Genomic DNA, 12,192 nt, shown 5'->3' on the forward strand with positions numbered 1-12,192 from the left:
CGCCGAACTCAAGCGGACCGCGCCCCATCCGGCAATGCGGTTCCTCGGAATCGCCTGCGTCCGGTCAACAGGACGGCTCCCCCCGCGATGGCAAGCATCCCTCCAGAGGGTTCCGGGACAGGCGTCCAACCGGTGATATCGTAGTTGATGCCCTGATAAGTGATCACGGAGAGCGATCCGCTCGAAAGGAAATTGGGATCGATGAAGGTGATGGTGGACAACTCAAGCTGGTTCTCTCCGAGCCAAAGGATTTCGCCGGTGTCAGCGCCCGTCCAGGAAAGGTGGCTCCATGTCCCCCAATCCGTGGTCGAGGAATTCCCGAAAAGCAGGAGGCTCCCGGAGGTGAGGGTCAGACTCCCCAGGGAATCGCTGAAGCCGGAAAGGGAGCCGGTGGAAAGGATGACCTCGCCTGTGTAGATATTCCCACTGGAAAGCTCCAGGCTTCCGCTCCCTGATTTGCTGAGACCTCCCCAGTTGACCACACCGCTGCCATGGATGGAAGCTCCGCCTCCCGCGATGGTGAGGACTCCGGAGGAGCCGTATTCCGCCGGATAGGCCCCGGCAAACCCATAGCTGCGGAAACCCGCGGCATGCGAGGCTGCGGTGGCAGCAAGCAGGAAACCGAAAAGCGGGACTGTCATCGCGGAGGGGTGCATTTACTGATGGAACTCTGTGGGAGCGGGGAGGTTCAGGCAAGCAGCATCGTATTCCGCGGTCCCGCCATCCTGCCATTGGCGGTAGGACGGTTCCCAGCCCCTCCGACTGAAGGCGGATGTCTTCAACCTGACGTCGGATACCCGTGAGGCGGAGCCAGCCTGTTGGGGGCGTGATTTCCCCGGAACAGTCATTGCGGAGGGGGCGCGGAATCTCACCCTCCCGGCCGCGGGAAGTGTGGCGGAACCGCTGGATTCCAAGCTGCCATCCGCCCTGGCATGGTGTTCGTGGAGATCTCCGTGAAGGACAAGCAGGCAGAGGGGAGTGTTCTCCCGGAGTCTGCATGCCGGACCGTCGGGGGGGAGCATAGGAGCGTGGGAGCGGTTCCGTCAGGCCGTGCGCTGCATCGGGCGCTGCGTCTTGAAGGAATGCTCGATCTGCCGCAGCTCCGAATGCCCAAGGGAGCGGACAAGCCGCTGGAAACGGAGCCGGGCCCCCGACGAGCCGGTTTCCGCCGCCTGGCGGTAGAGGAAATACAGCCTCCGGTTGTTGTCCAGCGAATGGATCAACTGGTTCAGGGAAACGAATTCACCGGGAATGTTAGAGATGCGGCGGCGGCTCCTTTTGGTTGGAGGGATGACCCACAGCGGGGCGCACCGGTTTTTTTTGGCTTTTCCGGACATGTGTGTGTTTGGGGAAGCAGGATGGTGGGATGGAAGCCGTTCGGGGGGATGGCTTTTGTGGTGTGGCTGTGTCTTTCTCCCATGGATTCGAAGCTTGCACCATCGGACCTAGGACGGAGCAGAGGGGTGATGTGACTCCGACTTTGGGAGGAACCTATTTCCGTATTAATCGGGGTTTCCAGATGCGGGATGTTGTGCTAGCCCTCTGCCTAACAAGGCATGAGTCCAGAGTCCCGACCCTACAGCGAGCACCTCGATAGTCTGATTGAACGGATAGGGGTCGAGCCGCTGGACGACCTCGTCGGAAGGTTGCTGAAAACCAGCGCCACCACATTGGGTGTGGAGCGGGTCAGTTACTGGACCATCCAGGATGGAGGAAAGGCGATCCACAGGGAGCATCAATACTACCTCTCAACGGATGAGCTGGATAACTCCAGCCTGCTCCTCACGGATGTGATGCTCCCTGTCTATTTCTCATCGCTGCATCAGGATATGAGCCTGATTGTCTCGCCGGATGCGAAGAATGACCCCCGGCTCCTGGAGTTCCAGCAAGGGGGGTTCGGGTATCTCGGCATCGGTGCCATGCTGGACGCACCTGTCCACCGGCAGGGCCGCCTGTCCGGCATCATCTGCCATGAACATCTGGGCGGTCCGCGGGAGTGGACCGCACGGGACATCGATTTCGCCCGCCACGTCGCCCAATGGATCGCCCTGGCGATGGAGATCGACGACCGGCAGCAGACCCGGGAGGCGCTCCGTGAGAGCGAGGAGCGCTATCACCTCGTCATGGAGCATTCCCCGACCCCCACCGTGGTCGTGGATATACGGACCGGCCTGTTCGTGGATGGGAATGCCAGCGCGCTTTCCTTCTTCGGCGTGGACCGTGCGACGCTGTTGAAACATTCACCGGCGGATTTCAGTCCCGAAACGCAGCCTGACGGACTGCCTAGCAGGGAATCCTCCCGCGGGCATATCGAGAAAGCCCTGGCGGGTGAACACCCGAGCTTCGAGTGGATCCACCAGAACATCCACGGGGATGAAATCCCCACCTATGTCCATCTTTCCACGCTGCCTGACGGAGGTGCTCCCAAGATCATCGCCGCCATCACCGACAGGACCGAGCAGGCCCGCACGGAAAGGACCATCCGGCGGGCGCTGGAGAACGAACGTGAACTCAACGAGCTGAGGACCCGGTTCACCTCCATCGTCTCCCATGAGTTCCGGACACCGCTCGGCATCATCATGTCGGCCATCGAGCTCCTGCGGAACTACTTCGACCGCCTGGATCTGGAGCGCCGCAAGGAATTGTTCGAAGACATCCATTCCGCCACCCGCCGGATGGGTGTGTTGATGGAGCAGGTCCTGGTGCTGGGCCGCGCGGATGTCGGAAAGCTCACTTTCACCCCCGTGCCCATCGACCTGCCCACCGTCTGCGAGAAGCTGGTCGATGAGTCCCAATCCGCGACGGTCATGCGCTGCGTGGTGGACATCCATTTCGAGAACGACCTGTCCGGAGCCATGTCGGACGAGCCGCTTCTCCGCCACATCTTCACCAATCTCCTCTCCAATGCCGCGAAGTACTCGCCGGAAGGTTCCACGGTGGAGTTCAGGGTCCGCAGGGACGGTGATGACGCATTGTTCGATGTCATCGACCGGGGGATCGGGATACCCGAAGAAGATCAGCCGCGTATTTTCGAAGCTTTCCAGAGGGCTGGCAACGTAGGGGAGATCTCGGGAAGCGGCCTCGGCCTGCTGATCGCCAAGCGCTGTGTCGAAATGCACGGCGGCGAGATTGGGTTCGTTTCCACGCCCGGGGAAGGGACCACCTTCACGGTCCGGCTGCCGATATTCTCCTGAGTGAAAGCGAAAGGCGGTTAGCGGGAAACCTTCGGCCGGTAATCATCCACGACCTCGCAAAGCCGGATCCAGGCCGCCCGTGTTTCACCGTCGAAGCCTTTGCCCAGTACATTGGAAAGCATCAGGAGGAGGGCATCCGCCACATTCTTGAAATTGTCGGCGGTGGATTCGTATTCCAGGTGCTTCGCGCCCAGATCCTCGAGAGCCGGGATGAGTTCATCGGGCTTCTCCAACAGGCTCAACGCGTTGGCCAGCTTGTCCATCAGGGTGATTGCACGTGATTCGATGTCCGCGTCGAATGAAGCGCGCAATTCCGGGTTCAGTTTGAAGAGGTTCTGATAGAAGACCAGAGCCGCCACATGGCTCTGTCGTTCCAGAAGCGCGAAAGACTTCCGCAAACGGTGTTTCTGGTCCGGGGGCAGCACTCCTTCAGGAAAACATGAAATTTTCTTTCCGGCACTCCGACTTTGGTCGGATTAAATGGTGCATTTTTGCGGGCATGTGTAAAAAATGAACTCAGCCAACCGCCATGAAGAAGATTCTCGTAATTGAAGACCAAGCGCCGATGCGTCGCAACATCGCGCTGATGCTTGAGATGGAAGGATTTGCGGTGATCACCGCGGAGAACGGGAGGATCGGGGTGGAGCAGGCGTTGAAGGACTGTCCGGATCTCGTGATTTGTGACGTGATGATGCCGGAACTCGACGGCCACGGAGTGGTGCAGACCCTCCGGGCCTCTCCGGAGACCGCCACCGTGCCTTTTATTTTCCTCACGGCCCGCAGTGACAAAGGTGATCTCCGGATCGGCATGAACTTCGGGGCGGACGACTACCTGATCAAACCGGTGGTCCGGGAAGACCTGCTGGCCGCCGTTGAGGTCCGGCTCGCCCGCGCGGAAGCGATCGAAGCCCGGCTGCAGTCGGTCTCCGACGCGAACAACGTCGGCTTCAGCCCTGACTTCAGCTCCCATGAACCTCTGGGTGGTCTCGGCCTCACCAACCGAGAGGCGGAAGTGCTCCTCTGGGTGGCCCAAGGCAAGAGCAATGGCGATGTCGCGGGGATCCTCGGGATGAGCGAGAAAACCGTGAAGCAGCACATGGGCAGTATTTTCGAGAAGCTCGGCGTGGAGAACCGCAACGCGGCGGCCATGCTGGCGGTGGAGGTGTTGGGCCGGCCAAAGGTGAAGTGACGCCACGGTGGATGCGGGGATATCACCGCACCAATACACTGGATCACGTAAGAGACGATCCGCCATCCATCGGTTAGATTGACCCCGATTGCCTTCGGGGGGATACCCGATGTCAATTATATGTGTGTGTGAGGCGGATCGGTTGGCTGCCGGTCCGCCTCTTCACATCCGGAATGTGGCGCATCGGTCGCCGTCCGGAGATGCCGCGGCGGAAATTTGGCCGGGCCATCCTGATCCGGTGTTTTGGGCCGGTGCGGCCCTCACCTCGATCTGAAGACCTCGCTCTTCAGGCATCCGGCAACCAGCGAGCGGAGGCCATGGTTGTCCTTTTCCGCCGCCTTGATGATGTCCTCCACCGCGAAATCGTCCGCCGCTTCCATCAGGCGGCCGGTGCTGTAGGCCAGCATCTGGCGGACCAGATGGCGTGTGAAGAGTTCACTCCGGGTTTCCAGGATGATCTTCCGGAAGCCGGCGAAATCCTGGTAGCTCTCCCCGGATGGGAACTCACCGGTGGCATCGACCTTCGGAGCTTCGCCCTTCTTGGGCTTCGGGTAGTGGTCGCGCCAGCGGCCCACCGGGTCGAAGCTCTCCAGGCTGAAGCCCAGCGGATCGATCTTGCGGTGGCACTCCGCGCAGGTCTTGTCCGCGCTGTGCTTTGCCAGCCGCTCGCGGATGGTGGTGGCTCCGGTGACGTCCGGCTCGATGGCGGGCACCTCATCCGGTGGTGGCGGCGGATGGATGCCCAGCAGATTCTCGCTCACCCACACGCCGCGTGTGACGGGGGAGGTCTCCACCCCGTTGGCGCTCACGGTGAGCACCCCGGCCATCCCCAGCAGGCCGCCGCGGCGGGCGTTGCCCTTCAGGTTGACTTTGCGGAAGCCATCGGCCAGCCGCAGGGATTTATGCTCCGGCAGGCCGTAGAGTTTCGCCAGCTTCTTGTCCGCGAAGGTGTGGTCCGCGTGGAGGAAATCGTTCACCGATCCGTTCCGGGTGAGCAGGTCCCGGAAGAACAGTCTCACTTCCCCTTTCATCGAGGCTGGCAGATCCTCCGCGTAGTAGGAACGGTTCGTCTCGCGGGGTGGGGGCATGCCTCCCAGATCCCGCAGGCTCAGCCAGCTATCCGTGAAGCCCTGGATGAATCCGCTGACACGTTCGTCCGCCAGCATCCGCTGGATCTGCTTTTCCAGTTCCGCGTCCTGCGTGAGTTTCCCGGACTTTGCCGCTGCCAGCAGCTCCGCATCCGGTGGAGCGCTCCACAGTGCGTAGGACAACCGTGTCGCCAGATCGTAGGGCTTCAGTGCCTGCGACGGTTCCTCGGTGATCTCGCTCAGATAGATGAACGAAGGGGAGCAGAGGATGAGCTTCAGCGCATCCAGCGCGGCCTGCCGGGGAGTGGCCTTCTCCGCGAGACGCTTTTCATAAAGCGCGCGGACCGGCTGCCGGTCGCTGTCCGTGAGCGGCCGGCGGTAGGCCCTTTCCGCGAAGGTCTCCAGTTGCTCCAGTGCCCGGCTTTCCTGGAAGCCGTCCTTGCCGAACACGGCCTGTTCCTCCACGCCGCCGCCTTCTTCCTTGAGCGGGCCGTGGACCTTGATTTCGCTGATGCGGATGTGCGGCAGCTTCCCTTCCTCCAGCAGGATGGCGCGGCTCACGTCCGACTTCTCCGTGCGTCCGCCGAAGTCGTCCTTGTAGCGCTTGTTCACCTTGATGACGGAGGCGCGTGACTCATACGGTCCGTTCGGGAAAATGAAGCGTGGCGTCTGTCCGCCCTCCAGCCAGACGCGGAACTTCAGGCGCGTGGGCTTGTCGTCCGGCACGGTGGTGCTGGCCAGCAGCGGCTCGATGGACTGCGGATAGTGGATGTGCCCCTTGGTGACGTCACCGGGGACGACGCCGAGGGTGAACGGCTCGGAGAAGTCGATGCCGAATATCTCCGGATCGTAGTGCGTGTCCCGGTGCATGGCCTGCGCCTCCACCTCCAGGTCGTAAAGTCCGGAAACGGGGACGCCTTTCTTGAAGTCCTCGATGTGGCCGTAACCGCCCTGCCGGGTGTCCGTGTTCGGCTGCTCGTAGAGGTTCAGGTAGCGGTAGTTGAAGACCTTCTTGTGCGGTCCCTGCAGTTCCTCATACTGGACGAAGTTGCCGTTGAAGGTCCACGTCTGCGGCTCCATCGCCGGCTTGCCCAAGCGGGCCTCCACCAGCCGGTTCGCCGATTGGAAATATTGGTCCACCAGGAAGCTCGATGTCACCAGTGACTGGCCGATGGTGTCCAGATGCTGGCTGGTCTTTTCCTTCGGGAAGTCCGCCGTCAGCCCCAGCGTGTCCAGCCGCCTTCCGAAAAGCGTGGTGAGCGTGTTCTCATACTCCCGGCTGGAAAGCCGCCGCATCACCGTGCGTCCGCCGGAACTGGCGATCTTTCCGCGGGCCGCCTGGGAGCCTTCCCTTAGAAGCCGCAGCACCGCCAGACGCTCCTCGTCGTCCGGTTGGTCCGCTTTTTTCGGCGGCATCTCCTTCAGCGTGATCTGGTCGATGATCTCCTTCGCGGAAATCAGCGCCGCCTCTGAATCCAGCGGCAGCTTGAAAGTCTCGAACTCCCGGTCGCCTTTCTCCGACTCCTTGTCGTGGCAATCCAGGCAATATTTCCCGAGGAAATCCTGCAGCCGTGCCTGCTGGGAAGCCGTGTCCCCGGCAGAGGCGAAACCGGCGGCCGCCAGCATGGCGAGACCACTGACATGAATGCCTGGAAAGCGCATCACGAAAAGCGGCCGGTGCTGCTGCCGAACGAATCCGTCTCCACGCCCATCTTCTGGGCGATGTCCACGAAGAGGTTGCAGAGCGGCACCTTGTTGATGCCGTCGCGCGGCACCTCGCGGAACTCGCCGTGGCTGTAACCGCCGCCCGCGAGGATGATCGGCAGGTCGGAGTTCTTGTGTGTGTTCGCGTCGCCGATGCCGCTGCCGAAAAGCACTGTGGTGGAGTCCAGCAGCGACCGCTCCCCGTCCTGCATCTTCGAGATGCGGGTGAGGAACTTGCCGAAGTGCTCGATCTGGTATTTCTCCAGTGCGATCAGGTGGGCGATGGCCTCCGGGTCGTTCCCGTGGTGGGACAGGCCGTGGTAGGATTTGTCGATGCCCAGGTTCTGCGGCAGGAAGTCCCCGCCGATCTCCAGCGTGGCGATGCGGGTGGAGTCAGTCTGCAGCGCCAGCGCGATCAGCTCATACAGCAACGGCAGATCCTCCACCGTGTTGCGGTTCGCAGGCTTCTCGAAGGGAGCTTTCGGTTTCGGCTGGCTGGCCCAGCGCTTGCGCAGTTCCAGGCGCTTCTCCACATCGCGGACGGAGGTGAAATATTCGTCCAGCTTGTCCTTGTCCTCCTTGTTCACTTGGCGGGAAAGGCGGTTCGCGTCTTCCAGCACGGAGTCCAGGATGGAGGCCTGCACGTGGTTTTCCTGCACCCGGCGCACCTGCCGCTCCTTCGGGTCGCTGATGAAAAGTTGCTCGAAAAGCTGCGCCGGGCCGGTGATCGGCGGCACGCGGACGCCGGACTTCGTCCATGCGATCTGGCAGCCGCCGTGGATCCCGCCTTCGGAGCCGACCGTCAGCGACGGGAAGCGGGTTGCGAAGCCCACCTCGTCCGCGAGGTACTGGTCGATGCTGACATTTCCATCCGGCCGGTTCTGCGCCTCGGAATTCAGCACGCCGGAAAGGAAGGAGTGCACCGCGAAGTGTCCGCCCTTCACGCCGTGGTCCAGGCCCCGCAGCACGGTCATCTGGTGGCGGTTGTCCCACAGCGGCTCCAGCAGCGTTGTCTTCTCATAGCTGCGGCCCGTGGTGGTCGGGAAGAACTGCTTCACCTGGTAACCCAGCAGGTTGCCGATCGCCACGAAACGATTCGCTCCCGCACCGGCTCCCTTGGTCGCCTGCAGCGCGGCATTCGCCGCCGGATTGGCCATGAGCGACGGCAGTCCCGGCAGAGCGAGGGATGCCCCGAGGGACTGGAGGATGAAACGGCGGCGGTTCATGGGTTGGGGATTCCTGAGCGCTACGGCGGCCCCGGAGAGTTTCTTTCAGAATGAGGTCTGCCGCAAAGGGGGGCGCCTGAGCCGTTACCCCGGGATCAAATGGGAGAAAAAAAAACCGGGGCCGCCGAAATCCCTTTTTTTCAGCGGCCCCGGGCCCTCGGGGGGGCAATTGTGCTATCCCTTACACGAGGAAGACCATGGCACCAAACCGGCCCTCTTTCCATACCGCGATCACGTGTGATCCGATGGATTCTGGCAGGCTTCGATCCCTCCATTCGTGCCATGAAGCAGCTTCCTGTTGGGTTGCTGATGCTGGCGATCCGTGGTGCCGCAGGCGCAGGAGGAGCCAGTCCCCAAAAAAGGTGCGGGTTGCCTCATAGTGCTCCCGATGGAGGGGCGTGGGAGCAGTTGTTCACTTCATTCGGTGAGGAAGAGGGAAAGTGCCGGCGCGATGACTGCGAACCATGTCGGCTTCTCGTCCCGGGTCACGGCCATCTCAACAAGGTCGCTTTCTTATGTGCCAATTTTGCGGCAGCGATGTTTCCCCCGGGTAAGGACAGGGATTCCGGCGGAGGTGGATACCGATGGGCCGAAAGACCTATCGGTATCCAATCGAATTCATCGACACCAAACATATGTTTCAATCCGCGCTTGCAAGGGCGAAAGAACCCGACACCCGTTTGGGCCTGCGACTGATGGACTCAAACCAACTCTGTCCGAAAGGATGCCGCCATTCTGCGGAGCCTGCCCGTATGCCGGATTCGTGACTATTGTAGCACAGGATCCGGGAATATGCAGTAAAATCATTAGAGACCAACCATATGAAATTTTTACTTTACTACTCGAGGAATTCCAATCTACCTTGAGTATCACTTCTTCTATTTTTCTTACTTATTAATCAAAAAATGCCCTATACCGTCCAATTTGAAATCAGCGGACCTGCGGCAATGTTTGCACGTCCGGACACCGGGTCGACTCCGATAAGTTATTCTATTCCAACGTGGAGTGCATGCAAGTCTATCTTTGAAAGTGTGGCGAGAGGTTTTTTTTCGCGCGGAGGGCAACCTGCGGCGATCTTTTCTGCCACCGAAATTGAGATCTGGCAGCCGGTCAGGTTTGAGAAATACGTCACGAACTACCGCGGGCCATTAAGGAAGTCCGCCCAGATGGAAAAGAATGCTTCCTACCAGCTTCCGTCCACCATTTTGGTTGATGCATGCTTCCGAGTTACCGGAGAATGCATTCGCGTGCCCGGAGTGGCGGATGAATCAAATAATGCCCCCCATGCGCTGAAGGAAATGTTTGAACGTCGGCTCGCTCAGGGGCGGAGCAAGTATTCCGCAAGCTTGGGGTGGAAAGAATTTGTGCCGAGCTACTTTGGTCCATTCAGGGATGCGGTGCGGATGGGGGCGGACTACCGGCTCCAAGAGGACTTTCACGAAGATATTCCAGCCTACCTTATGAACATGTGGGATGCTCCGTCCCAAGGAAAGTATGGCCCCGTTTTTCGGCCGCTACAGATCAAGTCAGGTATCGCCAGGCTACCCCAGGTAATTGTCAGGAACGGTAAACTCGATGTAGAGAGGAACCACTCATGCTGAACGAACTGTATTTGCTGGCACTCAATCTTAAGAGTAGCGGAGTGGAGCAGGAGCCGGTGCATGTCGATTTCGGAGAGCCAGGACTTTCCTCCTATCAAAACTTCCACATCGCTCTGGAGGCTCCTGGGAGGATCGCCTTCGCAAGGCCTCTTGAAACCCCAGAATCTTTCTGGACCCTCAAGAAGGGGAATTTCAAATTCTTTCCCGCAGTCCGGCTTTCATCGCCGTTAGTGGATCTTCCGCCTGACGCCCCCCAGAGGGCTGACTTTAAAAAAACCACTGGCGAGGTGCTTTACAGATTACTTGAGGAAACGCCGTTGTCGCTGAACGAGTTCGAGTTTAAAAGCGAACGGGAGCAGGCGAGAAGGATACTCGCTTGGAAACATAAAGACAGTGAGAGCCTTGGAATTCTCAAGGACTTTGCAACGGCATTTGATGGGTTGGCCTCAAAGCCCCGGGAGTTTTCGCGACAGTTGGTCGACGCGCTTTCCCATACCTTGCAAGGTAATTTGGACGAGAGGGCGCTGAAGGCCTGTGAGGCACTGCTATGTGGACTACTCAAAGAGTCAAAGAATAAAACCCTGATGGTAGAAGCGAGGGTCCAACTCATATTTGACTGGCTTCCTGAAAATAAGCTGTCCGGAGTGTTGTATTCCCCTAGAATCAGGCGGTTGGCTTTGGATTGCCTGAATTCCGAAGAAGCTTCCTCACACAAAAAGGCACCTATCCAACAGTTCGAGTGCGCGCTGGAGAAGGAGGGGGAAATGTCTCCTATCTCCGGGCCGTTTCCGGATTGGGCCGCCCAACCCGTGATCGCGAAGGCGTTCAAGCCGTTTTCGAAATTTTCAGATGCGTCCTGCAATTTTCGCTATGGAAGGGCAGATAGTGAAGGATTTCCGATAGGGGAGAAAACGGCGAAAGCTCTAATTTCCGCCGGCAATTTCATCACTTCACGGGAGAAGATGGGAAAAAATTGGCGTCCACTTAAGAATGGCAGATTTGAGGAGAGGAATAAGAAGAAGGCGGAAGCTTCAGATGTTTTGATCGCAGTCCCGCTCTATCCTCATGCGGATTTCGCCACAGTGTCAATTTTGGCGGCACCAATGAGGGCCGATGAAGAGGAGAAAGAAGACGATGTGCCTTCCGCCGGCAAAGCGAAGGCGCGCTGGGTGGAGTTTCGCCAGATGGCGGAAAGTTATCTGCAGGCACTGGAGAAAAAAGCGGATGAGGAGGATCTCTCTTCGAGCTACATCAGCTTCCTGCTACTCCGCCAGATTTCTCCCGGCCAGGTCCAATTGGCTTACTCTGCGGCGCCCAGCAGAGAGCATCTTGCGGAGTGCATCAGAGAATGGCTGAGGGCCGGGGAAAATCTACCGCCATCGCTGCGTGTGCCGCTGCCTTCGGCCAAAGCGCCTTCAGGGATAGGGTCGTTTCCCCCTGCCATCCTTTATCCGGAGCAGGCTATCAGTAGCTTCCCCTATCAGTGGATGAGGGACGGTTTCGAGAGTTCGCCAGTCCAGGCTCCCCCCGTAGGGCGGCTCCTTGATCTTTTTTTCCTGAAGGACAGAACAACCGGAGACACTGCAAGGGAGTTGCTGGACGAGCTTTTTCCAAGAATCGCTCCTCTCCTTGTTGCTATGGGAAATGCACTGCACAGGGTGGATCAAGATGGAGGAGAGTTGCGGGAGTTCGTCCTGAAGCACTCCAAGTCCCAGCCGAGTCCGTGCTATCATTTTGCGCGCACGCTGTCACTTCTCGGACTTCTTCTCCATCACCTTAACCAAAAACGCGAAAATTACATGAACAGCACTCCATTTGAAATCGGCAAACTTCTTGCCATCATGGACTATCTCCATACATGTTATTGTATGGTGGTACGCGACGGTGACATTCCACCCTCATTGATTGGTAACGGATTGCTCGGCCGGTCGGCGGATTCTCCGGAAGAAGCCTTTGCCGAACTTCAGGAACGGAGCAGGATCTACATCGGATGGGCGCGATCAGTGACCCCGGGGAAGCTTGATGGAGTGAAGAAAAAGGCTGCGGAAGATGCTGTCGTTCTCCTGAAATTGGCTGATCCACTCTGTAATTCCCTGCATGAGGGTGAATTCTCTGAAGCTATGAATTCCGCAGAAAAAGCACATCTGTTTCTAGGTTATCTCTCCTTCTCTATGGGGAACTGAGCCTGAA

General features: G+C 59.2%; 9 protein-coding genes. 4 read left to right on the forward strand and 5 right to left on the reverse strand.

What is annotated here, in order from left to right; all coding sequences use genetic code 11:
• Positions 1 to 8 precede the first annotated feature (8 nt).
• Positions 9 to 641 (reverse strand): hypothetical protein, encoded by a 633-nt coding sequence (locus tag KF712_09840; protein MBX3741280.1) that lies wholly within the window; start codon positions 639 to 641, stop codon positions 9 to 11.
• Positions 642 to 1,043: 402 nt separating this feature from the next.
• Positions 1,044 to 1,337, reverse strand: a complete 294-nt coding sequence (locus tag KF712_09845; protein MBX3741281.1) for a hypothetical protein — start codon at positions 1,335 to 1,337, stop codon at positions 1,044 to 1,046.
• A gap of 219 nt (positions 1,338 to 1,556) precedes the next feature.
• Between KF712_09845 and KF712_09850 the strand changes: the two genes are divergently transcribed.
• Positions 1,557 to 3,194 carry a PAS domain S-box protein gene (locus KF712_09850; GenBank protein MBX3741282.1) on the forward strand — a complete coding sequence of 546 codons (1,638 nt, stop codon included), beginning with the start codon at positions 1,557 to 1,559 and terminating at the stop codon, positions 3,192 to 3,194.
• Between the two features lie 17 nt (positions 3,195 to 3,211).
• On the opposite strand, the gene KF712_09855 is transcribed toward KF712_09850, so the two are convergent.
• Complete coding sequence (locus tag KF712_09855; protein MBX3741283.1) at positions 3,212 to 3,592, reverse strand: hypothetical protein; 381 nt, start codon at positions 3,590 to 3,592, stop codon at positions 3,212 to 3,214.
• A 131-nt stretch (positions 3,593 to 3,723) separates the two neighbouring features.
• On the opposite strand from KF712_09855, the gene KF712_09860 reads away from it, so the two are divergent.
• On the forward strand, positions 3,724 to 4,383 hold the full coding sequence (locus KF712_09860) for a response regulator transcription factor (protein ID MBX3741284.1): 660 nt from the start codon (positions 3,724 to 3,726) through the stop codon (positions 4,381 to 4,383).
• A gap of 260 nt (positions 4,384 to 4,643) precedes the next feature.
• Here the strand turns inward: KF712_09860 and KF712_09865 are convergent, their stop codons facing one another.
• Together KF712_09865 and KF712_09870 are read right to left on the reverse strand one after the other, a co-directional pair.
• Positions 4,644 to 7,133 (reverse strand): DUF1592 domain-containing protein, encoded by a 2,490-nt coding sequence (locus tag KF712_09865; GenBank protein MBX3741285.1) that lies wholly within the window; start codon positions 7,131 to 7,133, stop codon positions 4,644 to 4,646.
• Complete coding sequence (locus KF712_09870; protein MBX3741286.1) at positions 7,133 to 8,401, reverse strand: DUF1552 domain-containing protein; 1,269 nt, start codon at positions 8,399 to 8,401, stop codon at positions 7,133 to 7,135. Before KF712_09870 ends, KF712_09865 begins: the two co-directional genes overlap by 1 nt.
• Positions 8,402 to 9,306: 905 nt before the next feature.
• On the opposite strand from KF712_09870, the gene KF712_09875 reads away from it, so the two are divergent.
• Together KF712_09875 and KF712_09880 are read left to right on the forward strand one after the other, a co-directional pair.
• Positions 9,307 to 10,002 carry a hypothetical protein gene (locus KF712_09875; GenBank protein MBX3741287.1) on the forward strand — a complete coding sequence of 232 codons (696 nt, stop codon included), beginning with the start codon at positions 9,307 to 9,309 and terminating at the stop codon, positions 10,000 to 10,002.
• On the forward strand, positions 9,996 to 12,185 hold the full coding sequence (locus tag KF712_09880) for a hypothetical protein (protein MBX3741288.1): 2,190 nt from the start codon (positions 9,996 to 9,998) through the stop codon (positions 12,183 to 12,185). The genes KF712_09875 and KF712_09880 overlap by 7 nt, the downstream gene beginning before the upstream one ends.
• The last annotated feature ends 7 nt before the right edge of the window (positions 12,186 to 12,192 follow it).

The organism is Akkermansiaceae bacterium, from assembly GCA_019634595.1.
GTDB lineage: Bacteria > Verrucomicrobiota > Verrucomicrobiia > Verrucomicrobiales > Akkermansiaceae > Luteolibacter.